Source organism: Mariniflexile sp. (assembly GCF_052728615.1).
In genome coordinates this window covers 1-23,794 of sequence record NZ_JBFVFE010000060.1, presented here as the reverse complement: position 1 = coordinate 23,794, position 23,794 = coordinate 1, and the positions used below count along the sequence as shown (strand labels likewise).

At 36.3% G+C, this 23,794-nt stretch carries 18 protein-coding genes; 3 read left to right on the top strand and 15 right to left on the bottom strand.

Features of this window, described 5'->3' with window-relative positions:
• Positions 1 to 199: 199 nt before the first annotated feature.
• From ACU1LP_RS16480 to ACU1LP_RS16460, 5 genes are all read right to left on the bottom strand, one after another.
• A complete protein-coding gene (locus ACU1LP_RS16480) occupies positions 200 to 1,102 on the bottom strand; it encodes a metallophosphoesterase (RefSeq protein ID WP_445736813.1) in 903 nt (300 codons plus the stop codon).
• Between the two features lie 183 nt (positions 1,103 to 1,285).
• Positions 1,286 to 4,732 (bottom strand): hypothetical protein, encoded by a 3,447-nt coding sequence (locus ACU1LP_RS16475; RefSeq protein ID WP_445736812.1) that lies wholly within the window; start codon positions 4,730 to 4,732, stop codon positions 1,286 to 1,288.
• A 158-nt stretch (positions 4,733 to 4,890) separates the two neighbouring features.
• Positions 4,891 to 5,823, bottom strand: a complete 933-nt coding sequence (locus ACU1LP_RS16470; protein ID WP_445736811.1) for an SGNH/GDSL hydrolase family protein — start codon at positions 5,821 to 5,823, stop codon at positions 4,891 to 4,893.
• A 112-nt stretch (positions 5,824 to 5,935) separates the two neighbouring features.
• Positions 5,936 to 7,114, bottom strand: coding sequence for an acyl-CoA dehydrogenase family protein (locus ACU1LP_RS16465; protein ID WP_445736810.1), 1,179 nt, complete (start codon positions 7,112 to 7,114; stop codon positions 5,936 to 5,938).
• Positions 7,115 to 7,278: 164 nt separating this feature from the next.
• On the bottom strand, positions 7,279 to 8,037 hold the full coding sequence (locus tag ACU1LP_RS16460; protein WP_445736809.1) for a tRNA1(Val) (adenine(37)-N6)-methyltransferase: 759 nt from the start codon (positions 8,035 to 8,037) through the stop codon (positions 7,279 to 7,281).
• 183 nt (positions 8,038 to 8,220) lie between these two features.
• On the opposite strand from ACU1LP_RS16460, the gene ACU1LP_RS16455 reads away from it, so the two are divergent.
• The gene (locus ACU1LP_RS16455) at positions 8,221 to 8,670 is read left to right on the top strand and encodes a DUF2383 domain-containing protein (RefSeq protein WP_445731312.1); all 450 of its coding nucleotides are present in this window, start codon (positions 8,221 to 8,223) and stop codon (positions 8,668 to 8,670) included.
• Between the two features lie 256 nt (positions 8,671 to 8,926).
• Here ACU1LP_RS16455 and rimM read toward each other — a convergent pair whose 3' ends face one another.
• The 10 genes from rimM to ACU1LP_RS16405 all read right to left on the bottom strand — a co-directional run bounded on the left by rimM (position 8,927) and on the right by ACU1LP_RS16405 (position 17,720).
• Positions 8,927 to 9,451, bottom strand: a complete 525-nt coding sequence (gene rimM / locus ACU1LP_RS16450) for a ribosome maturation factor RimM (RefSeq protein ID WP_445731313.1) — start codon at positions 9,449 to 9,451, stop codon at positions 8,927 to 8,929.
• 181 nt (positions 9,452 to 9,632) lie between these two features.
• On the bottom strand, positions 9,633 to 10,274 hold the full coding sequence (locus ACU1LP_RS16445; RefSeq protein ID WP_445731314.1) for a 30S ribosomal protein S16: 642 nt from the start codon (positions 10,272 to 10,274) through the stop codon (positions 9,633 to 9,635).
• A 108-nt stretch (positions 10,275 to 10,382) separates the two neighbouring features.
• On the bottom strand, positions 10,383 to 11,447 hold the full coding sequence (locus ACU1LP_RS16440) for a lactonase family protein (protein ID WP_445731315.1): 1,065 nt from the start codon (positions 11,445 to 11,447) through the stop codon (positions 10,383 to 10,385).
• Between the two features lie 1,039 nt (positions 11,448 to 12,486).
• Complete coding sequence (locus tag ACU1LP_RS16435) at positions 12,487 to 12,894, bottom strand: c-type cytochrome (RefSeq protein ID WP_445731316.1); 408 nt, start codon at positions 12,892 to 12,894, stop codon at positions 12,487 to 12,489.
• Between the two features lie 3 nt (positions 12,895 to 12,897).
• The gene (locus tag ACU1LP_RS16430; protein WP_445731317.1) at positions 12,898 to 13,764 is read right to left on the bottom strand and encodes a hypothetical protein; all 867 of its coding nucleotides are present in this window, start codon (positions 13,762 to 13,764) and stop codon (positions 12,898 to 12,900) included.
• The gene (gene nrfD, locus ACU1LP_RS16425; protein ID WP_445731318.1) at positions 13,754 to 15,073 is read right to left on the bottom strand and encodes an NrfD/PsrC family molybdoenzyme membrane anchor subunit; all 1,320 of its coding nucleotides are present in this window, start codon (positions 15,071 to 15,073) and stop codon (positions 13,754 to 13,756) included. Before nrfD ends, ACU1LP_RS16430 begins: the two co-directional genes overlap by 11 nt.
• Positions 15,070 to 16,050: a 4Fe-4S dicluster domain-containing protein gene (locus ACU1LP_RS16420; RefSeq protein WP_445731319.1), complete on the bottom strand. Its 981-nt coding sequence runs from the start codon at positions 16,048 to 16,050 to the stop codon at positions 15,070 to 15,072. Before ACU1LP_RS16420 ends, nrfD begins: the two co-directional genes overlap by 4 nt.
• A gap of 11 nt (positions 16,051 to 16,061) precedes the next feature.
• On the bottom strand, positions 16,062 to 16,328 hold the full coding sequence (locus ACU1LP_RS16415; RefSeq protein ID WP_445731320.1) for a hypothetical protein: 267 nt from the start codon (positions 16,326 to 16,328) through the stop codon (positions 16,062 to 16,064).
• A 130-nt stretch (positions 16,329 to 16,458) separates the two neighbouring features.
• Positions 16,459 to 17,322, bottom strand: coding sequence for a DUF5777 family beta-barrel protein (locus tag ACU1LP_RS16410; protein WP_445736808.1), 864 nt, complete (start codon positions 17,320 to 17,322; stop codon positions 16,459 to 16,461).
• Between the two features lie 17 nt (positions 17,323 to 17,339).
• A complete protein-coding gene (locus ACU1LP_RS16405; protein ID WP_445736807.1) occupies positions 17,340 to 17,720 on the bottom strand; it encodes a hypothetical protein in 381 nt (126 codons plus the stop codon).
• A 242-nt stretch (positions 17,721 to 17,962) separates the two neighbouring features.
• On the opposite strand from ACU1LP_RS16405, the gene dnaE reads away from it, so the two are divergent.
• Positions 17,963 to 22,348, top strand: a complete 4,386-nt coding sequence (gene dnaE, locus ACU1LP_RS16400; protein ID WP_445736806.1) for a DNA polymerase III subunit alpha — start codon at positions 17,963 to 17,965, stop codon at positions 22,346 to 22,348.
• A 329-nt stretch (positions 22,349 to 22,677) separates the two neighbouring features.
• Positions 22,678 to 23,532 (top strand): hypothetical protein, encoded by an 855-nt coding sequence (locus ACU1LP_RS16395; protein WP_445736805.1) that lies wholly within the window; start codon positions 22,678 to 22,680, stop codon positions 23,530 to 23,532.
• Positions 23,533 to 23,794 lie beyond the last annotated feature (262 nt).

Here is a 23,794-nt window from a genome sequence, read left to right as displayed (position 1 = left end):
GGTTATGGTTTTAATGTAAAAATAAGTTCCTTTCCAGGTGCTAAAGTTGTTTTTCAGTTTTCTTTCACTGAACAACCAGATTTTGACATAAAACAACCGAATATCAACTACATGCGCTATTGTGGGGAGGCTCTTCCGATGGCTCGGGACCACAAAGATTATTAAGTTCCTAAAAAAAGCGTTTGCCCTGGTCCATTACCTAAGAATTTGTTTTATAAGCAATCAATTTTCTCGGGCCTTCAAGCAATATTCTTACTATTTGAAGCACCCCATCATTATTCGTATCTATAAGCCATTTAATAAGCGAAATTTGCCCGTTTTCAATTTCTATACCTGTAATGCTTCTTGGGTGAACACAACTGCCATCGTTAAAAAACGCAATATCGCCAGGTTCCGGAAAACGTGGTCTGTGCGTGTGGCCCACAACAGTAACTAAATTATTGTTTTCAATAATCCATTTTTTGGTCCTGCGTTCTACTTTTATCAATTCGCTGTAGTTTTTTGCAGGACTTGTAGGGTCGGCAATTCCCATAACGTTCAACGGTTTCCAAAGTACCCGAACCATAAAGCGGCTCCATTTCCAAAACAGGTAGTTCCACGTATCGGCTTGATGCCCGTGGGTTAAAAACACTTCTTGGTTTGTAATACTGTTTTTTAGAATAATGCCTTCATGATATTCAATGCCCGGAAATAAATCGACATCAATGCCTAATTTTTTATCAAAATACGTGGTCAGGTGCTTTTTTACATACTCTGGGTTTCTGTAAACCATATCGTGGTTTCCCCATATCATGTGCAGGCTGTTTTCCTTATGGAATTGTTGCAAGAGCATGTACACATTTCTATGGGCTTCAAAAATAGGCTCAAACGAGAGGTTCTCCCAGAGTTCGTCACCATCGCCAATCTCAAAATATTGAAAACCTTTGGCGTAGTAATGTTTTAGGGCATGAAAGTAGATGTTTCTGTTGTTGGCAAAATCGTCGGCAAAACTATTGTCGCCCCGGTGGCAATCACTGAACAATATAAATTTACTCGTGTCATCAAAGGCAACGACTTTAGCGTTTTTATAAGCGTTATCTAATCTTTTTTTGGATGAAAACATAGAAGTAAATGTAAACAAAATATTAGAAAAAAAAGACTAGTCAGGTTTTCAAAACCTGACTGGTCTAAATTGTTATTAAAGAGTCCATATTTAATGGAATCTCACTTAAATTCAGATACTGCTGAGTTTAGCATGTTGTATTAGCAACTCTTTTAAATCTCAACCTCTTGATAGTTTACAAAATCACTTTCTATACAGAGGATCTGCGCCTATGGTGCCAACCAATTCGTCTAAATATTTAGGAGATTTTACATGGTTATAAGATTTCTTTACTGATTTGAGTCGATCTTCAATAGTCATTTCTTCAACTAAAATATCGTTGTTAGGGTTGCTGATAAAGGCTTCCAAATAGGCTATTTGAGAATCATAAAATCGCAGGTCCTTTTGCTGTTTTAAAACCAATCTTTGTTTGTACCAATCGCTCTGCAATACATAATTCCTGTCAAAATACTGGCGTAGTTCTGGGCTGTCAATGGTTTTTTCTTGGTAGTTGCCATGCGCCATAATGTGCAATAATATTTTTAAAGGAGGTATGGCCGCCCCAACACTGCCATCTTCAAAATAGCTTAAAGCCACTTTTTGTTGGGCTTCCACAATATTCTTGATACCATCCACATAATCTTCAATCCCTTGAATTTCAGGTTTTAGCATGCGTTCGTTAAAAACAGCGGTGGGTTCATCAAACAATCTGTTCATGCATCTTAGCGCAAAGGTTTTCGTAATTCTGTACCCTAATCTGCTTGCCAATATGGTTTCGCCATCGTACTTAAAATCATCTAATTTTTCTAAGGAACCGTTTGCAATCAGTTCTTTAGGATCTCTATCCCGTGGTTCCAATCGTGCCCAAATTTCCGGGATCAGTAAACTTACGTCATGGTCTATCTTGTTTTCGGCACCTACATACCCTGCTGCGGTACTGAACCCGTTGGATTCCGTTAAAATATGCGATAATAATGCATTGTTCAAATCGGTAGTCGGTGTTAGCATATTAAACGGGGCTTTGGTTAATGCGCCCTCTGAACCTGCTCCGGTGGTTGATGGCGACTTACCTGTTAAACTGCAAATAAAATCCATAAACAATTCGGGTGTTTCTTGGTAGTGGATTGGGTTGTACACCGCCAACGGCCGAATGCCCGCAGCCTTATCAACCGGGTTGTTTCTTCTGCCGGGAAGTACCGCGTTTACCACATGGATAACAAGCTCATCACGTTTTATTTTTCTAAGCAATCGGACGCCCGTATCTGCCAAATAACTTGCCTCCGTTTCTTCAATATGTCTGCTTGGTTCCAAATAACGGGGATTTGCAGTGGGCTCACCATCTACAATTCTGGTGTGTGATGGCAGTACAAAATATTCTTCTTCATTGTTGCTGTTTACAATACTTGCAATGAAGTCTTTAACGGGTTGCGTGTATTTGTCAAAGTTGATGGTATCTTCATAAATAGCAATGGCATCGGCTTTTTTCAACAGTTCATAATTTGTTAAAAAGCGTCCGTTTGAAACAATATCCAACTCTGCATTTTTATCATAACCTCTTACAACGGCTTCATCGGGTCTTTGGAACAAATGCGCTTCGCAATTGGTCAGTATTTTGACGCTTTTATTGGTGTATTCCGGGTTGAGGTTTTTCAGTTGTTCTCTTGGCAATGTTATTGAAGCTGTAATATCATCTTCAGTTTGGATTTTTTCACAAGGAGAAAAATCAGACCGCAATTTGTTTAGCATCCAGTTTCCTTTTTGATTGAACCCAATGCGTACATAACTACCCACAACAGGAGTATGGTTATACATAAGACCCGTTCCTTTTTGCCCATTGACGATTTCTACGGACATATAATCTTTCCATGTTAAAGCACCATGTGCTTGTCTGTACAACCGTTTTACGAAAAGCACCAACGACCGAATGTGTACGGGGATATTACCTAAAAATTCGTTGAATTCATCTGAGTTCTCTTCTGAAGGGGTAAGCAGTTTTACCGCCGAGCTCAAGGTTCTGTCCTCGCTTAAAAAATGCCTCGATTTGGGCCTATTGGGGTCTTTGGTTTTCCAACGCGTAGAATAATTGAATTCTATTATTTCATCTGCTTTTTTAAAATCTTCGTCAATGTCATGGATGTTAAACGTATTGTAGGTAATGGCGTTTTGCATGGATTTTGAAATTTCAGACTTTCCACCCCCAGATACGGTACAGGGTTTATGGCAAAAAATGCCTTCTGCAAACGTATCGACAATGCGCCATAAATTAATGCTCTTGTGTTTTTCCAATCTGAATTTATTTCCGGTAGGATGTACGTAGGTTTTATATGGCGATAAGGTTAATTTTTGGTCTTTACCATCATGTTTCCAAGTAATGCTATTGGTATTGGTGTTTACATAAGAAAATTCTGGAATGTAAACAATATTGGAGTATTTTTTGTCTACGGCATAATTTTCAGGCATGACCTCAATATGGTTTCCTAAAAGTGTTTTAACCTCTTCAAAAGTATGCTTATTATCATGGAATTCAGAGTAATCCCTACCATCTAAGGTATCCCCCATAACTCTTCTTGCAAAAGCCATGGCGCCTCCAGCGTGCTCCTCTTCAACCAAACCAAATAAATTTGCAGAGTAGCTAATTTGGGTCTTGATTTCTTTTTTGGAATACCCGTAATAATTATCGGCTATCAAGGTAACTACTACACCTCTATCGTCCCTACATGTAATTTTAAAAGCACTGCCATCATTATAATTTTCGTTGGCATCTGTCCAAAACATCCCATCTTTTTTTTGACGTTCTGTTGCGTCGTCCAAGTGGGGCAATCCAACATCTTTCTTTTTAAGGGTTAGCAATTGGGGTGCTAAAACAATGCATCCCGTATGTCCTGTCCAATGCTCGGTGTCCAGTGCGGCATCGTTTTGTGCTAAATTGGGGTCTCCTGCATTACCAAAAATAGACTCCACAAAATCTAAATTGCTTACCAAGTTACCGGGCACAAAAAAACGGACTTCCATGGTTTTTTTGGCAATAACGCCTTGTACTTCAGGACAAACAATGGGTCTTAATAGCATAGATACCATGGTTTTTGCCTTGTTTTCTTGGTTGCTTGTAAAGGGAAGGATTTTTAAATCGTCCGACGGATTAAAGGCCGCATTTAAAAAGTGTGCGAAAACAATTTTAGGGACTTCTTTTTTATCCAATGGTACAGGCAAATCACCTTCTACGATATGGAAAGTGCCTTTTGTGGTTCTTTTATCATGTAGCGGATTGTTTAAAATGCCTTGTTTTATTCTATTGGATGTAACCAATTCGCTTTTAAAGGAATTGCCGTTAGGAGGCAAACTTACTTCTCTAGCGTGCCCTTTCTTAGATAATATTAATGTATTGTTAGGCAGTTTGTAAGATTTATTGATTGTAACCTCTTTCAGATAATCATCTATAAAATTTTGAATTCTCGAATCTGCAGGACAATGGTGGTTTGCCAATAATCTGGATCTTTCACGAACACTCTTTATCAATCCAGCGGTGAGCGCTTCAAATTTAGGGTCGCAAAATTTTTTGTCACTATCTTCACGATCTTTGTAAATAGGCTGTCCTAGAGCTGCTAATTGTAAATTGATAAATTGTACAATGTCTTTTCTTGATTCTTGCATAGCTTTAAAAAGGTTAAATAATTTGTTTTAAAATACCAAAGTTAAGTTAGGAATTATTTTAAAAACCTGTCGAAAATCAGTTATTGTCTAAATTTTTTATTTGAAAGGAAAAACGTAAGCAAATGGCATTTTAAATTGAAATACTTTTCAAAAAGCAATTAGTCTTTAAGCTTTTGAACAGCAATAGGGAGTATGCGTTCAACAAACTTACTGTACGCTAATTTTGAAGGATGCAAGCCGTCTGAAGCCACAAGATCGGTGTCTTGAAGTCCCATTCGGGTAATATCGGTTATGTTTACAAAATCAATACCATTCTGTAAACAATAATTTTTAGCAAAAGCATTGTATTTGTCAATGGCATCAGTAATGGATTTATTTCCACCTCCAAAAGTTGTGTAGGCATAATCGGGGATGGAAACAACAATCACGTTATTTATATTTCCTTTAGCCAAACGTTTTGCTGTTTGAACAAGTTCTGGAAATTCTTGTTCATATAACGAAAAAGGATTGTTTTGATATTGATTGTTTACGCCAATCAATAGAGTTACCAAATCTTTATTTGCTGCTGGATCTTGGGCGTTTATAGCACTTTTTAAATTGCTGGTAGTCCACCCGGTTTGGGCGATAATTTCCAGATCAAAACTGTAAGTCGCATCAAATTTCAATTTTAAATTGTCTTTTAACTGCTCAGGGAATCTACAGGTTTCACAAACACTTTGTCCAATGGTGTAACTATCCCCCAATGCTAAAATTTTGATGTTTTTAGATTTAGTGCCAACAACAGGTTCATCAATTTCCATAGGTGTTTCTTCATTTAATGGTTCATCTATAACATCATTATCAACATTGCTGCATGCAAAAGAAATTAGCGTATAAAATAATACCAAGTGCCAAGTGCTTTTCATTTTCTTTTTTATATAAATATACGGAATTAGCGCATTTAGGGTTTTGTGAAAAATAATTTTTAGGACAAATGCTTTTAAAAATGGTTTTATGTTATTTATAGTAAGCTCTTTATTGAGAAGATTTTGCTTTGTGTATTTTGTGCCTCTTGGTGTGTTTTGTGTGATAGTAATTTCACAAAGGTTCACAAAATTTTACACGTCCCGGCAGCTATAGGGATCACAAAGATTTTTGAGTATCTAAAAGACTTTGCTTAAAAATAATCGTTTCAGTAGGGATAATTAAATGCAAATTATTTGCTTATTTAAAAGCATTTAACCCTGTTATATCGAAACCGGTAATGAGCAAATGGATATCGTGCGTGCCTTCATAAGTTATCACACTTTCCAGGTTCATGGCATGCCGCATTACAGAATACTCACCGGTAATGCCCATGCCGCCAAGTATTTGTCTTGCCTCTCTTGCAATATGGATTGCCATATCCACATTGTTGCGCTTTGCCATCGATATTTGTGCGGAGGTTGCTTTTCCGTCATTGCGCAAAACACCCAATCTCCAAGCTAATAATTGGGCTTTGGTAATTTCGGTAATCATTTCGGCTAATTTTTTCTGTTGAAGTTGAAACTGCCCGATGGGTTTTCCAAATTGCATGCGCTCTTTACTGTAGCGAAGGGCGGTATCATAACAATCCATGGCAGCTCCAATAGCGCCCCAAGCAATGCCATAACGTGCCGAATCCAAACAACCGAGTGGTGCTCCCAACCCCGATTTATTTGGCAATAGGTTTTCTTTGGGAACTTTAACATTATCAAAAATAAGTTCGCCAGTGGCAGAGGCTCTTAACGACCATTTATTATGGGTTTCCGGGGTTGTAAATCCTTCCATGCCGCGTTCTACCAATAATCCGTGTATGCGTCCGCTTTCATCTTTCGCCCAAACCACGGCAACTTGCGCAAATGGTGCGTTACTGATCCACATTTTGGCACCATTTAAAAGATAATGATCGCCTTTGTCCTTAAAATTGGTAACCATGTTTCCAGGGTTACTGCCGTGGTCGGGTTCGGTTAATCCAAAACAGCCCATCCATTCGCCACTTGCCAATTTTGGCAGGTATTTTTTACGCTGTGCTTCGTTACCATATTTCCAGAGGGGATACATGACCAAAGAGGATTGTACCGAGGCCGTAGAGCGAATACCAGAATCGCCACGTTCAATTTCCTGCATAATCAACCCATAACTGATTTGATCCAACCCGGCGCCACCATATTCCATAGGAATATAAGGGCCAAAAGCACCAATTTCCGCCAAACCATTAATGATCTGTTTTGGAAATTCCGCTTTTTGCGCGTAGTCTTCAATTATGGGAGAAACTTCACGTTTTACCCATTCACGCGCCGCATTTCTAACCAATTTGTGTTCTTCAGAAAGGAGTTCGTCTAAGTTATAATAGTCTGGTGCTTCAAATAAATCTGGCTTCATTTGGTCATTTTATTTTAAATTAATGACAGATGGAGTTCACTACCGTTCGTGACATTAATTTTGAGTGTCTTGATTCATTCAAAAGAAAATAATCAACAATTGATGTGTTTTTTTATGAATTCATCATTATAATTCTTCAAATTTAATTAAATCTTATTGTTCCATCACATTTTTAAATAGAAATCTTTGGTCAGATTTGTATAATCTTCGGTGTATTGATGGCGTTCTGTTTCAATGATAAGCATGTCAATTTTCATTTCTTCCAGATGGCTATCGGGAACGCGGAAAGAAAATTCTATAAGACTTCGTTTAAATTCTGAATTTGGGTTCCCTTTTACACGAAGCACTCGTTTTGGAAAAAGATTGGATGCCGCAGCTAATTCAGTAAATGTAGGTTCTTCATTGAAAGGAACGATGACCGAAAAAATACCGTTTTCAGACAGTAGTTTTGAAGCACTTTCAACTAAATGCCCAAAAGGCATAGCATCGTTAAACCGGGCTGTTTTTCTTGCGGAGGATTTTGTTTTCTCTCCCTTTGGCAGAGATGCCGAAGGCAGAGAGGGAGAATAAAACGGCGGGTTTGAAATTATCAAATCGTATTTATCATCAATTTCATCAACAAATTCCTCTAAAGAGGCATGGTAACAGAAAAGTCGGTCGCCCCAAGGCGATGTTTCAAAATTATCCACACATTGCCCGTAGGCACCATCATCAATTTCTATGGCATCAATAAGCTCCGCACCACTTCTTTGTGCTAACATTAATGATAAAATTCCTGTGCCAGCACCAATATCCAAAATAGAAAATGGATGGTTTTCAACAGATGCCCAAGCGCCCAACAAAACAGCATCCGTACCAATTTTCATGGCACATTTATCTTGTTGAATCTCGAATTGCTTGAATTTGAATGGCTTGTTGGACATGTGTTTTGTGTTAATAATTTAAGAAAAACATTAAAAAGAATCCGTTAAAATAGCTTAATAAGTATTAAACTATGTTAAAAAATAAGTTTGTATGTATTACGCTATTAATATTGCAATGCAGATGTGAACGCAATACGCATCTTTAAATAATTTATTGAAAATGCTAAGCTAAAGATTATTTATATGAAGTTTTCAGAAAAAATTTTAGGAATGCTAAATAATTTGTTGGTAATGAATTATGAAGTTGAGAAGGTTTATTTAGAAGCTCTTGATTTAGCTACAGAATCCCATTTAAAAACATTTTTTAGAGAAAGAGGTTTTGAAAGAAATGAATTTGGTAGAAAGTTGAGAGGGGAAATTGAAAAGTTAGAAGGTACCCCCAAGTTTTTAGGGATGTTGAGCAGTGATTTATATAGAATTTCGATGAATTTCAAAAATTTTCTTCTATTGAATAATGAAGATGAATTGATGGAAGAAGTTTATAGGTTGAAAGAATTAAGCATCGAAAAGTACAACGAATTGCTCAGGGAAATTAACTTGCCATTAAGCACATGCAAAATATTGGTAAAACAACGCGATACTATTTATAGTAATATGAATGCTATGAAAAGTAGAGAACAATTTGTTGCGTAGCAGAAAGTTAATGGACAAAAAAGAGGGGCTGATTTTTAAAAAATCAGCCCCTCTTTTTATATGCAATTCAGGTTATAAATATTGTTATCCGATAAAAATGTTTACAGATTATCATTGGTTCTATTTTAGGGTGTTTCCTCAATTACCAGACTTTTGGACTAGTTTTAAAAAATAATTAGTGTGTCTATCTGTTAGTTACTACCAAGTCTTTATTCTAACAGCGAAGCGGTCTTGATTCTCTATCGGACAACATAGATTACAAATATAAATCGATCAATCCTTCTGGAGTTTTAACAAAAATGGTTTTTGTTTTTCTATCTACCTTGTCAATAAAGGCATCGTTCATAGGTATCAGTATTTCCTTTCCGTTATTTTCAACTTCAAACAAGGCTTGTGCGGTGGAGTCGTTAATGCTTACTATGGTGCCCACTTTACCATAATTGATATCTTGCATGGTAAAACCAATAACTTCGTGAAAATAGAATTTGTTGCCTTCAAGTTTCGGTAATAATTCGATAGGTAAATACACATCACTTTTTATTAAGGCATCGGCATCGGCTTCATTGGTAACATCTTCAAATTGCACCCGCAATAAATTCGATTTATGCAGTTGCGAACTTTCGATAAAAAAAGGGATCAATGTGTTGCGGACCTCAATGAACATAGCGTCCAAATCTTCGTATAGTTCGGGTTGGTCTGTATCCAACTTAATTAAAAGTTCACCTTTAAAACTATATTTTGATACAATTTTACCTAAGTAAAAACAATCTTCTTTTTTCATTGAAACATATTTTTTTCATTCCCGAGAAGGCCGGAATCTATCTGTTTTGCCTGTTCGAGCGCAGTCCGAGAACTATTAAACATTAAATTAATGACATCTCGACTGCGCTCGATGTGACATTTTTAGATACAAAAAACTCCGATACATCTATCGGAGTTTAAAAGTATAAAAAATCATTTTTTTATTCTTCTTCTTTTACTTCTGGAGCTTCTTCAGTTGCAGCATCTTCTGCTGTTTCTTTAACAACCTCTTTTTCAGGTTTGGTAGCTTCATCAGTGGCATCTTTTGGTGTTTCTTCAACAACAACCTCAGCAGTTTCAGTAGCCTCTTCAGTGGTAGCTTCTACTACTTCTTCAGCAACTTCCTCTTCAACAACAGGAGCAGCGGCAGCAATTCTAGCAGTATTGGCAGCTTTTTCAGCTTCTAAAGCTTTTGCTTTAGCTTCAGCTTGTTCTTTTGCCAAACCATCTGTTTTAGAGCCCACTTTACCAGCTTTTTCATCTAACCAAGTGGTAAATTTTGCTTCGGCTTGTTCTTCTGTTAAAGCACCTTTTCTAACACCACCAGCAAGATGTTTTTTCAATAAAGCCCCTTTGTACGATAAAATAGCTTTAGCGGTGTCAGTTGGTTGGGCACCATTTTGTAACCATTGTACAGCACCATCAACGTTTAAATCTATAGTTGCTGGGTTTGTGTTTGGATTGTAAACACCTAATTTTTCAAGATATTTACCATCTCTTTTTGAGCGGGTATCCGCTGCAACAATCCAATAAAAAGGTTTTCCTTTTTTACCGTGTCTTTGTAATCTAATTTTTACTGGCATAATAATTAATTATTTGAGGTTCTCGACCTCGGTTATTAATAAGGGCGCAAAGATAATCTTTTATTCCTAATTGTCAATGCTTTATTTTTGTTTTGAAACGGATTTTTTTTAAAACAATAAACAGACGGGAGAAGTCACTTTTACATCCTGTAAAAAACTCAGTTTTCCAGTGGACGGTTCGATGTTAAAGACAGAAATGTTATGGCTTTTTTGATTGGCAACCAATAAAAATTTGCCCGAAGGATCTAGCGTAAAGTTTCGTGGCCAGTCACCATGGACATTCATGTTTTGTATTTTTTCAATCATGCCCGTTTTTACGTCTCGTTTAAAAACAGCTATCGAGTTTTCACCTCTATTGGAGCCATATAAAAAGGTTTCGTCTTTTGACAAATGAATATCGGCGGACGAATTATGGCCCTTATACTCATCTGATAGGGTTGATGTGTGGTTGATAAGTTCAAAATGGCCGTCAACTTTTTTGGCAGATGTAATAGTGCTGGCATATTCATTTATAATGTATATAAACTGCCCATCTTTGGTTAATGAAAAATGTCTAGGACCAGCATTTTCGGTCATTTCAACAATGGAAGGTGTTTTTAATTCGTAAGCTTTACCATCTTTGGTTTGATAGAGATAAACCGCATTCCTGCCTAAATCTGAAGAATAAAGGTCGTTTCCATAAAATTGTGCGGAATGCGCATGCGATTTTTGTTCTGCTGTATTATGATCGAAAACCTGAGAGGCATTATTTAAACTTCCATCCGCATTGATGTTATATAAAGCCATGGTGCCACCTACATAGTTAGAAACAACGGCTTTGTTTCCCGAGCCATTAACGGAAACATAGCACGGCCCCTTGCCTTCACTGCTTACTTTGTTTACGAATTTGAGTGTTCCATCCATTTTAACTTTTAAAGCAGTTACCGCACTAGAACTCCCCTCACCAACAGCATAAATAAATTTTTTATCTGGGGAAAATGTAATAAAAGAAGGGTTTTCAATAGCTATGGCTAATTGTTTATCGCTAAGTGTTCCTGTTTTAGCATTGAATTGCATTTTGTAAATGCCTTCGCTGTCTCCATCGGTATAAGTACCAACGTACAATGGTAGCTGTTGTGCTTTACAATTAAAAAGAGCGGATATAAGAGCGAATAAAAATAATTTGAATTTCATGCCATACATTTAGTTGACGAACTTATTTAAACTTTTTTAGCCAATCCAAAAAGTTTAAATGAGTTCAAAGCTAAAAGTATGAAAATCCAATTATTTATAAATAAAAATCGGCATTAAATGGTAATAAATTTAAATATCCAAGAAAGCGGTCTCATTGGAGATGAAGCAATCTATGTATTCTAAAGATATTGAAATTTGGTTTTTAACCATTATTTTTTTCATGTGTTTATATCATTTGTTTTTTATCGGTCACATGGTTCTTCCATATAATCATTCCGTTGGTATCAAAAACTCGTTATGGAAGTTTCATGTGTTTATATTATTTGTTTTTTATCGGTCATCCCGGATAGCTATCGGGGCTGTTCGCTATTAATCATTTCGTTGGGTGATAATGCTTTTAACATGCTCGTTTCATGGCTTGATTGGTGGCCAACATAATATTTGAATATTCTGGCTGTTTTATGTGAAAAATTTAGAGAACCTCGTTATTTCCCCATAATAACTTAACGTGAATAACGGATAAGAAAATTAAGATTGAATTTTTATTTCTCCTCCATAAAGGGAGGAAAAATTCCTGAAATGTTTAAAATGTATCACCCTTTAGGTTTGGGAAAGGGACATTTTCGGCTCAATAGGGTTATCCATTATTCACGTTAAGTAAAGCTCTAAAAAATGTTAAAAAAAAAACGGCATGCTGATTTAATATAAAGCTAGTAACACAACATTAGTATAGATAATGGCAATAATCCTATTTTGTAGCATTTGTAACACCGTTATAATTGCCTTTAAAGATTAGGTTTACATCAAAAAAGCCGAACAAAATGTTCGGCCTTTTTTTACTCTGAAGTGGTTTAAACTTTTTTGATTGAAGCGAAATCCCGATAGCTATCGGAAAGGGGTTTTTTTGCTCAATTGAAGGCTTTTTTTAACTTCATAGCATTGTTACGGAATGAAAAAAAGACAAAAAGTGAGTGAAAAATATCATTTTGCAGCCAATTGAAAAAGTTTAAACCAGTTCTCTATGAACTTGGATAAAAAATCATTCTTTTAATGTTCTCAAATAATTAACAATTAACCATCTGTCTTCGTCATCAGGCATTTTTTTCTTAAAGCTTGGCATATCATTTCTGCCTTCGGTCATTTTGTAAAATAATGCACCATCGGTTTGGGATTGTGTGGCGTCACTGGAAAAGTCACCTAAGTCGCCTTTTTGTTCAGCTGCTTTTGGGCCATCGCCATACCCTTCTTTACCGTGGCAAGACTGGCAATGTTTAGAAAACAATGATTTTCCTACAGCTAAATTTGCTTTATCTTTTGCGTTCGTCGGGTTTTTCTTGCTTTGATATTCTTTTGGGACTATCCATTTGTCTTGGGTTATAGAGCTAAAAGAATAAAGTGCTAAAATAATGGCACTTAATAAAAGTACAATGTTTTTGTTTTTTTTCATGATTTAAGAGTTTTTGTGTTTTGAAATTTTAAATAAATTGATTACTAATATAACTAAGGTCCCCCAGATACCCAAAATCAGTAAATTTGGAATTATTAAATCTGCCCAAGGCGCTTTTGCTGGTGGCGACCACATGGTGCGTTCGTCAAAAGTAGATAGATCTACGATTGGTTTTCCGATATTGGTTTCAATGACGGATTTAATGGTTCCATAATCCTCACTATCTGCCAAAATCACTTCATAATTTAATTTACCATCTAAACCAGGCATTTTTTGGGTTATAGGAACATTAATCGTGCCATTTTCATCTGTAATATAAATTCCTTCACCTACTGACAAAGGAGCAAACAAACGCTGTAGTTGAACTTTCAATGCGGAGCCTTCGATTGGTTCATTTTTGGCATTGGTAAGTTTTGCTACAATGGTATGCCCATCATCGCCATTCGTTTCTAAATTCGTTTCTAAATTAGCAATTTGAATGCTTAGGTCACTAGATGCTTTTTTGAATTTTTCCGAATTTTCGTGAATGATCTCAAAAGTATATTGATCTAATTCATTTTGAAAAACTTTGTTTACATCAACTTCAGCAATTCCTTTTTTGTTAAGAATGGCAGTATCCAAAAGCACTAAACTGTCATTTTCAAAAACTTGATAAACCTCTAAATCCAATCCTTCGGCAAGTTTAAATTCTTTACCATCCTTATATTTTCCAGAAATTTTTAAGTGTTTTGAATTTCCTTCCTTAATAAAAGAAACGGATATTCTGGCTTGTTGTTTTTTTGCTTGAGCATATAAACGGCCATTGGAACAAGCAATCAGTATAACACATAACAGTAACCTTAAACTGTTTTTAAGTTTATTATTTTTCATCAGTTATGATTTCTTTAGGTTCTACAATGCCTCTTTCTTCAGCGATTTCATGTATAGGGATGACAGGAACATATCTTACCAATAAGGTTACAATAAGTAGGGCGCCCGCTAAAGTTCCCCACGTAATTAACCATTCAAGGGGAGTTGGGCTATAACTATGCCACGATTTAGGCACGCCTTGTATTGGCAAGAATGGATGTAGTAAGGTTGGAACAACAATGATATATCGTTTCCACCAAGCTCCAACAACAACGGCGATCCCTATAATGAACATAGGTAATGGTTTGCGCATTTTTTTAAACAATAACAATATGGTAGGTATAACCAACCCTCCTAAAATTACAGTCCAAAATAGATAGGATTCTTCGCCGGTAAATAATGCATTTAAATGTTCAGATTCCCCTTTGGTCATTTTTAAGGCTGGTACCAAGTACTCATTTACATTAAAATAAAGGTACACTAATATCAATAGCACGAGCAATTTTCCCATAATATCGAAATGGAAATCAGTTATGTATTCTTGTAAGTTATGTGTTCTTCGTAAAACATACATCACAGCAATTACGGCAGCAGCACCTGCCACAAATGCACCAGCAATAAAATAAGGGCCAAAATTTGAGCTGTCCCAGCCTGGTCTGTAAGTTGCTGCAAACAACCAAGAAGTTACCGTATGGATACCAAAGGCCACGGGAATTATTAAAACTGACAAGGTTTTAATAGACCAATTATAGATACGTCGTTGGTGGAAATTCCCGTTCCAGTTTAAGGAAAGCTTTTTGTAAATATTCGAGAGTTTTTTATTGCTTTGAAATTTATCTGACAAAATTTTAAAATCAGGAAGTAATGGAAAAAAAAGTAACAATAAACTTATGGTTAAATAGGTAGTTACCACAATTACGTCCCAAACAATTGGAGACTGTAATCTTCCGTGTAAAAATAAATTATAAATTCTATCGGGACGTCCCATGTCTATAATAATGGTCAATCCTCCCATAATGATGGCGGCAACTGCTATTATTTCAGCAATTCTTGTAAGCGGTGTTGCCCAAGTTACACCAGATAATCTTAAAATAGCGGTTATTAAGGACCCCACTAAACTTATAGCTACAAAAAACACAAAGTTAGAAATGTAGATTCCCCATAACACATAATCACGCATACCGGTTATTACTAAACCTTTTGTAAATTGTTGATAATATCCATAAACACCTGCGAAGATTACAATTAATAAAAAGCCAACCCATAATTTGCCATAGAGACCAAACTTTTTAGGTGCTAAATCATTTGTTAAATTTTCAAAACTTTTCATGATTTCCCAGGTTTTTCAACAGATTCAAACTCTGTATAATATTTTAAACCAACCTCGTAGTCTTGCTGCCTATCTTTTGGAGGCAAATAGTACACACTAGGCGCCGTGCCTAAATCTTCCAGGAGTCTATATCCAGCTTTATCTTTTAATAATTTGCTTAATTGATAGGTCTCGTCGCCATTAGTAACGGTATCTTCATATAGATCGCCAAAAAAGTACACATTGTTAGGACAGGCCGCTACACAGTGTGGCACAAGTTTTTGATCAACCATGTGAGCGCAAAAATCACATTTGTCCACGGTTCCTTTAACGCTTGGCATACCAGCATAGTCTGGCGTATAGCCAGCGGAATGGTCCATTTGATCGCCGTGCTCCATGGTCATGGTTATTTCACTCATTTCACCTTGCTGAGGTTCGTTCCAATTAAATACCCTTACAGAATAAGGACAGGCCGCCATACAAAATCGGCAACCTATACATCGTTCATTGTCAATTAGTACTATGCCGTCCCTTCGTTTAAAAGTAGCGTCAACAGGACATACCTTAACACAAGGTGGGTTATCACAATGGTGGCATAATTGTGGCATCCAATAAGGGGAAGACGTTTCATTGTCTTGCATATTATAGATCTTCAACCAAGCATTATCACCAGTTATAAAATGGTTCTTATTACAGGACTTAACACATTGTTTAGCATTTCTGCAACGTGACAAATCGACGACCATGACGAATTTTTTATTAGGAAATCCTTCCCGAACATTATAATCGTCTCCTTTTAAACTTGAATGTTCCTCGACCTTTGCAACGGGGACTTTAATTAAATTGCCATCAGTGTCCATCAATTCAACCATTTCTTCATCTACGAGAGATTTAGCAATGGCTGTTCCGCCAATGGCTGTTAATAATCCGAGCCTTAGGCCTTTGCTTATAAAATTTCTCCGGGTGCTATTGTTATCTTCATTTTTGCTCATCATCATGGATATTAAGTTCAGAATTTATCTTTAAGCCAGTTATACAAAGAATTGTTGGAAATATTTTTCTCTTCAGATTTTAAAGCCTTTAAGGTACTAGTCTTAACTTTTACTGTTGTGCCGTCTTTTCTTAATAAAATTTTATATTCCCCATTGTCTTCTGTTTCAGACGAATCTGTAACATTAGATCCAAACCCCAAAAAAGGGAGTAACAGGCTTCCACCTAAAATTGGAAGGATATTTCTTCTTGAAATGTGATTTTTGTCGGTGTTCAACTTTTTCATTTTGTAACTATTAAGGATTAAACTATACTACAAGGGTTCTTTTTAGTAAAAATAACTGTTTAAAAGATAAAGTTAAGATAAATAGCCGATAAAAAAATCGGCTATTTACGCATAATTAACAATTCCTACATTAAAAATTATATCTTCTTGTAATATTAAACCCAATTAAGAAATCGCCTTTAAAGAAATCGTTTTGGTTAAACATATAATTCTTTTGGGGAACGATGCCATTGAAATTAGTAATGAATAATTGGAACGCATGGCCAGAGGTTGAAAATTCAAATCCAGCACTCACTCCTGGAAGGTTTGTATCAAAAGTAGGTCTGTCCGGATCATCACCAAATTGTGTAATAGGCTGGCTATAATCCAACATAAAAGACGTGTTCTCACTTATTTTGACACGGCCACCAAAAGCCACGGCTACTCTATTGTTATCCATATAAGACTCTACTAAATTATAGTGCGAAATACTGGGAGCTATCTGTAAAGAAACCTTTGGGCTAAAACGTCTGGCAATGATCAATTGATTAAAATAGGAATATCTATCTCGGTTTAAATCAAAATTCTCATTTTTCTTTGCATTCACAGTTACGTTACCATAATAAGTTAGACTTATAGGCATTTTATCAGAACGGGATTGTTTTAAAATGGCTGCTTTTAAATTAAAATCTTGCAAGCGGTCATATTTTGTAGTTCCGTAACCTACGGTTATTCTATCTGTTATACCATAAGAAAGACCGATTCTTATATTGGAAGGTGCCCAAAAACCGGCCAAATCATTTTTGTCGCCATTTATAATGCCAAATCTATGGTTCAGCTGTACTTCTAATTGATTTTTTAAATTTACCACATTTGTTTGATTATCTACAAGAGTTGAACTTTCGAATGCAGGTCTCTGTGGTTTGTCTATAATTGAATCTGTTTCTGTTTGCTGTGCTAAAACACCCAAGGGCAGTATGAAGAAGGCAATCAATATAATTTTTAATTTTTCCATGTCTATTTTCTTAAAGGTTAATTATTTAGTGCGCCTTGGTTGATCCAATCTCTTATTAAATTAATATTTTTAGAGCTCATCGCTCCTCCTGGAGGCATGGGATTGTCTGCTTCGGGATCAAAATTAAGCATCTCCATTAATTCACTTCCATCTGCATCTCCTGGAACAATCCCTTCCATACTCAATAAACTGGTATATGAGTTGCCTGGGCTTAAATCTGGTAGAGCATCTGAAGGGTGGCACGATACACAATTTGCGTTAAATATTGGCTGAATGTCGTTTGCAAAGGAAACATTTTCGCTTACAGCATCTTTTACTTCATCGTTATAACAGCTCGATAAAAAAAGTGTTAGAGAAAAAGAAGCCAAAACCCCTAAGGTCCTTGTTGTTTTTTTCATGATATGATTTTTAATATTAATTTGGCGTAAAATTATAAAAAAGAAAAGTGAAAAATATGATTTAAATCATGTATGAAAAAAAAACTTGTAAAAAACAGGAGTGGAGGAACATGTTTTAATAATGAACTCATTTAAAGTTTTTGTTCAAAACTCTTGATAACTTCCCATTAAAAAAGTATTATTTCTATGTATTTTTATAGGCTATAAATTTCTCCCTTTTGGGGAGACAAAGAGGGGCTTTTATGTACTTAATCTTCGATACCGAAACTACCGGATTACCAAAACGTTGGGACGCACCCATTACCGATACCGATAATTGGCCAAGGTGTACCCAAATTGCATGGCAATTGCACGATGCGTTAGGAAACTGTATCGAGCATCAAGATTATTTAGTACAACCAGACGGGTTTAATATTCCTTATGATGCGGAGAAAATCCATGGTATTTCAACTGAATTAGCACAAGAACAGGGCATTCCTTTGGCCGAGGTTTTACAAAAATTTAATGATGCGTTAAGTAAAACAAAATTTGTGGTTGGGCAGAACGTCAAGTTCGACCTAAATATCATGGGTGCCGAATTTGTGCGTGCCGATGTCGCAAACCCATTGCAAGAACTCCCCGTTTTGGATACCTGCACCGAACATACGGCAAGTTTATGTCAGATTCCTGGTGGGCGTTACGGAAAATTCAAATTACCGACACTTACCGAATTGCACGAACATTTATTTAACGTGCCGTTTTCTGAAGCGCATAATGCCACCGCCGATGTGGAGGCAACTACGCGTTGCTTTTTTGAGTTAGTACGTTTAGAGGAATTTACTAAAGAACAGTTGGATGTTCAACCCGATTATTTTCAGAAGTTTAAAGAAAAGAATCCTAAAGAGATTCAACTCATTGGTTTAAAGCATATCAACCTTAAAAAGGAAAGTGCTAAAATTCGTGAACGCCTTAAAAATGTTCAGGTTGAAACCATTTCCACCGAAGAGATAAAGCAAAATGTATCCGACTTAAAGGAAGTTGATTTTGTGCATTTGCATAACCACTCACAATTTTCGGTATTACAATCCACCATCAGCGTGACCGATTTGGTAGCTGTGGCGGCACAACACAATATGCCGGCGGTTGCGTTAACAGACCATGCCAATATGATGGGTGCTTTTCACTTTGTGAAAGCTGTTGGCAATCATAATAAAGCGGTAAAAGCTAAAAATGAGGCTGCTGTTGCCGAGGGAAAAAGGGCTGTAGCAACCGAAATTAAACCCATTCTTGGTTGCGAATTTTTTGTTTGTGAGGATCATGCCGATAAAACCAGAAAAGACAATGGATACCAAATTGTGTTTTTGGCTAAAAATAAAAATGGCTATCACAATTTGGCAAAATTATCATCCCTCGCTTTTGTTGACGGATTTTATTATTTGCCAAGAATCGATAAGCAATTAGTTGAAAAATATAAAGAGGATTTAATTGTTTTAACAGGAAATCTATACGGCGAAGTACCAAGTAAGGTGTTGAATGTGGGCGAAAACCAAGCAGAAGAGGCGTTACTTTGGTGGAAAAAACAGTTTGGAGACGATTTGTATATCGAGCTGATGCGCCACAATCAAGAAGATGAAAATCGTGTAAACCCTGTTTTAATCGAGCTTTCCAAAAAGCATGATGTTAAATTGGTAGCCAGCAACAATACTTATTATTGTAAAAAAGAAGATGCGAATGCGCACGATATTTTACTCTGCGTTAAAGATGGCGAAAAACAAGCAACACCTATTGGTCGCGGACGTGGGTATCGTTACGGATTACCAAATCAGGAGTATTTTTTTAAGTCTTCCGAAGAAATGAAAGCCCTTTTCAAGGATGTTCCCGAAGCGATAAGCAACATTCAAGAAGTAGTTGATAAAGTGGAAGCTTACGAATTGGCACGTGAAGTTTTATTACCCGCTTTTGATATTCCTGTTGAATTTAAGAATGAAGAAGATTTAGAAGATGGGGGCAAGCGAGGAGAAAATGCCTATTTAAAACACATTACTTATGAAGGTGCAAAAAAACGCTATCCAGATTTAACAGAGGGAATAAAGGAACGTATCGATTTTGAATTGAGTGTTATTCAAAACACTGGCTATCCGGGGTACTTTTTAATTGTAGAGGATTTTATCCGTGAAGCCCGAAACATGGACGTTTCCGTGGGTCCGGGGCGTGGTTCTGCTGCAGGTTCGGTGGTGGCGTATTGCTTATGGATTACCAATATAGACCCACTGAAGTACGATTTGCTTTTTGAGCGTTTTTTGAATCCCGACCGTATCAGTATGCCCGATATCGATATTGATTTTGATGATGAAGGGAGAAGTCGTGTGATGGATTACGTCATCAAAAAATATGGCAGCAATCAAGTAGCTCAAATTATTACCTATGGAACGATGGCTGCAAAATCGTCCATTCGCGATACGGCGCGGGTTTTAGACTTGCCATTATTTGATGCGGATAGAATTGCGAAATTAATTCCAACCATGTCTAAACTGAATAAAATTTTTGGTTTAAGTGAAAAGGAATTGAGCAGTAAATTTAGAGCTGAAGATTTGGAAAAAGTCAACCAACTTTTAAATATTTCCGAAGGAAGCGATTTAGAGGCCGAAACCGTAAACTTAGCAAGAACGCTTGAAGGTTCGGTACGAAATACAGGTATTCATGCCTGTGGCGTTATCATTACACCAGACGATATTACCAAATTCGTTCCAGTAGCAACCGCCAAAGATTCCGATTTGTATGTAACGCAGTTTGATAACTCAGTTGTTGAAGAAGCAGGTTTGTTGAAGATGGATTTCTTGGGATTAAAAACCTTGACACTTATTAAAGACACTGTTAAAATCGTCAAAGCAAAACACGGTGTTTTATTGGACCCAGATACGTTTCCGTTAGATGATGAAAAAACCTATGAACTATTTCAAAAAGGAGAAACTGTTGGGGTGTTCCAATACGAGTCTCCCGGCATGCAAAAACACCTTAAAGAGTTAAAACCGACTGTTTTTGAAGATTTAATTGCTATGAATGCTTTGTACCGTCCCGGGCCTATGGAGTACATTCCAAGTTTTACCCGTAGAAAACATGGCGATGAAGCGATTGAATACGATTTACCCGCTATGGAAGAATACCTAAAGGAAACCTATGGTATTACGGTATATCAAGAGCAGGTGATGTTGTTGTCTCAAAGTTTAGCTGGATTTACCAAAGGTGAAGCCGATGTTTTGCGTAAAGCCATGGGTAAAAAGCAAATTGCGGTACTCGATAAAATGAAGCCCAAGTTTGTGGAACAAGCCAGTGCTAATGGGCACGATGCCAAAATACTTGAAAAAGTTTGGAAGGACTGGGAAGCTTTTGCAAGTTACGCCTTCAATAAATCGCATTCCACTTGTTATGCTTGGATAGCTTACCAAACAGCTTATTTAAAAGCACATTACCCTGCGGAATATATGGCTGCGGTTTTGTCCAATAACATGAACGACATCAAGCAGGTTACCTTCTTTATGGAAGAATGTAAGCGTATGAAGTTGGATGTTTTAGGGCCCGATGTAAACGAGTCATATTATAAATTTTCAGTAAATAAAGATGGTGCAGTGCGTTTTGGTATGGGCGCCATAAAAGGCGTTGGCCACGGCGCCGTTATAACCATAGTCGATAACAGAAAAAAAGAGGGGGCGTATAAATCCATTTTCGATTTTGCGAAACGTATCGATTTACGGGCTGCCAATAAAAAAGCCTTCGAAAATTTAGCATTGGCAGGTGGTTTTGATGGTTTTGGTACCACACACCGTGCACAGTATTTTCATGATGATGGTGATGGCATCACCTTTTTGGAAAAAGCCATCAAATACGGCGCTAAACATCAAGATAATGAAAATTCGGCGCAAGTGAGTTTGTTTGGCGATGCCAGCGATGTACAAATAGCGGAACCCCAAGTGCCACCCTGTGAAGAGTGGGGCACTATGGAAAAATTGGCGCGCGAAAAAGAAGTGGTCGGGATTTATATTTCGGGACATCCGTTGGACGATTTTAAAATTGAAATGAACACCTTTTGCAATGCCAGTTTAGCCGTATTCAGAAATATGGGTCCTTATTTAAATAGAGAGCTTGTTTTTGGTGGCGTGGTAACCGATGTGCAACACCGCATAAGCAAACAAGGAAAAGGATGGGCATTATTTACGGTTGAAGACTATACCGATAGTTTCGAGTTTCGCATTTTTGGCGAAGAATATTTAAGGTTCAGGCACTTTTTAATGAAGAACAACTTCGTATTCGTTAAAACCTTAATCCGCGAGGGTTGGATAAATAAAGACACCGGGAAAAAAAGCGAACCAAGACTTCAGTTTAATAGTTTCCAATTACTGCATGATGTGATGGAAAATTATGCCAAAAAATTATCCATCCAAATAAATATAGACGATTTAAAGGAAACCAAAATTTTAAAGTTAAAGGAATTGTTGCAAATGCACCCCGGTAGCCAGATGCTTAATTTTGTGGTTTATGATAGTAAAGATCAAATAAAACTACAAATGCCCAGTAGAAAGCAAAAAGTAAAAGTATCTCAAGAGTTGTTGAATGAGTTGGAGAGTGAAAATGTGATGTTTAAGTTGAATTAATTCCTGCGAATCCCGATAGCTATCGGGAAGGTATCTCAAAATCATGAAAACAATAATGTTCTTTTTAACTTTTATTATTTGGGCAATTGCTAAAGCACCGCGCTTTCCGCTGTATCTTTTTTGCTTTTAATGGCAAAAAAGGATGCCGCTTCAATCGCTATTGCGAGTGTCGTACTAACTACAAACTACAGAAATAAATTACTTTACACTTACTCATACCGCCACTAAGCAGAGCTTAGCGGTAGCGGGGTTTCTAAGGTTTTAAACATAAGTACTAATTCTTTAAGTATAATCCTATTTTGTTTATTTTTGTATAAATATAATTCCTGATGAGCAGAGAAATTTGGTATCAATATCTACAAAACATAAATAAAATCAATCAATTCAACCAATGCCATTATGAATCTGAATTCATTTGGACTAAATCTAGCACACCTGTAATTAAAACCGAAGAAATAGACTTTTATAACTCCAAGCTAAATTATACCCCAGGTTATTTAACAGCTGAGAAAATATTTTACCCATGTCCTATATCAGTAATGTATGTGCTGATTAAAAGTCTTAGTTTTCATAGCTCCAATACTTCAGAATTTACCATTGTTGTTTATTCAAAAAATTTCGAGGAAAAGAAAGTTTTAACCATTAATAATAATCACTCTTACGATGTTTTAAGTGATATTATTCATATTGTAAACATTCTAAACCTTTACATAGATCATGAAAATGAATTAAAAGATTTAGACGAAAATATTTTACAGAAAAAAAACAGTATTGATTATTTAACGGAGGATAATATTATTGCTTTAATTGAAAAATTGAATTTCAATTTTTTCATTGATGGCCAAAGAAGAATAGGAAAAGATGACACAGAATGGAATGAATTAGAAATCGGCAACCTTCCTAAAAGCTTTTACATACGAAATCTATTTTTTAAAATTTTAGAAAAAAAACATGTCGGAACATTTACCATAGCAAGTGAAAAGGTTACTTTAAAAAGTTCTTTGATACATATAGAATACGATTATAACCACACACCTTATACTATAGTAGGCTATAATGGCCGAAAAAAAATTGAACCTGACACTAGTGTAACGAACCATATTAAGGATATTCTTAAATTTAATATATGTCAACTTTTTGATGAAAAAATAGAAATTTGTGAAAGAATAAAAATAGAAAAATAAGTTTAATTTTTAAGTAAAAGTCACATCGACCCTGAGTTCTGCTGAATGTCAATAACCATAAGCAACTGGTTTGTATGCAAAAAACAAACTTAATTATCGATAAATAGACACCCAAAAAACAACCGTTGTGACCGCAGAAATACTCAATCAAGTAGATAACAATAAATATCACAAATTAATTAAAGGTAACTAATCAGTAGCAAATATATCGGTTTTGCATAAAACAGTGCTTCATTAACAATTTAAGTAATTTTATTAACAT

Coding starts and splice junctions, on each gene's coding strand:
- ACU1LP_RS16405 (WP_445736807.1), bottom strand. CDS start 17,720: ATGAAAAAAACAACAAGGACCTTAGGGGTTTTGGCTTCTTTTTCTCTA.
- ACU1LP_RS16410 (WP_445736808.1), bottom strand. CDS start 17,322: ATGGAAAAATTAAAAATTATATTGATTGCCTTCTTCATACTGCCCTTG.
- ACU1LP_RS16445 (WP_445731314.1), bottom strand. CDS start 10,274: ATGCCAGTAAAAATTAGATTACAAAGACACGGTAAAAAAGGAAAACCT.
- ACU1LP_RS16475 (WP_445736812.1), bottom strand. CDS start 4,732: ATGCAAGAATCAAGAAAAGACATTGTACAATTTATCAATTTACAATTA.
- rimM (WP_445731313.1), bottom strand. CDS start 9,451: ATGAAAAAAGAAGATTGTTTTTACTTAGGTAAAATTGTATCAAAATAT.
- nrfD (WP_445731318.1), bottom strand. CDS start 15,073: ATGAAAAGTTTTGAAAATTTAACAAATGATTTAGCACCTAAAAAGTTT.
- ACU1LP_RS16435 (WP_445731316.1), bottom strand. CDS start 12,894: ATGAAAAAAAACAAAAACATTGTACTTTTATTAAGTGCCATTATTTTA.
- ACU1LP_RS16460 (WP_445736809.1), bottom strand. CDS start 8,037: ATGTCCAACAAGCCATTCAAATTCAAGCAATTCGAGATTCAACAAGAT.
- ACU1LP_RS16430 (WP_445731317.1), bottom strand. CDS start 13,764: ATGAAAAATAATAAACTTAAAAACAGTTTAAGGTTACTGTTATGTGTT.
- ACU1LP_RS16420 (WP_445731319.1), bottom strand. CDS start 16,050: ATGATGATGAGCAAAAATGAAGATAACAATAGCACCCGGAGAAATTTT.
- ACU1LP_RS16415 (WP_445731320.1), bottom strand. CDS start 16,328: ATGAAAAAGTTGAACACCGACAAAAATCACATTTCAAGAAGAAATATC.
- ACU1LP_RS16480 (WP_445736813.1), bottom strand. CDS start 1,102: ATGTTTTCATCCAAAAAAAGATTAGATAACGCTTATAAAAACGCTAAA.
- ACU1LP_RS16455 (WP_445731312.1), top strand. CDS start 8,221: ATGAAGTTTTCAGAAAAAATTTTAGGAATGCTAAATAATTTGTTGGTA.
- ACU1LP_RS16465 (WP_445736810.1), bottom strand. CDS start 7,114: ATGAAGCCAGATTTATTTGAAGCACCAGACTATTATAACTTAGACGAA.
- ACU1LP_RS16440 (WP_445731315.1), bottom strand. CDS start 11,447: ATGAAATTCAAATTATTTTTATTCGCTCTTATATCCGCTCTTTTTAAT.
- ACU1LP_RS16395 (WP_445736805.1), top strand. CDS start 22,678: ATGAGCAGAGAAATTTGGTATCAATATCTACAAAACATAAATAAAATC.
- dnaE (WP_445736806.1), top strand. CDS start 17,963: ATGTACTTAATCTTCGATACCGAAACTACCGGATTACCAAAACGTTGG.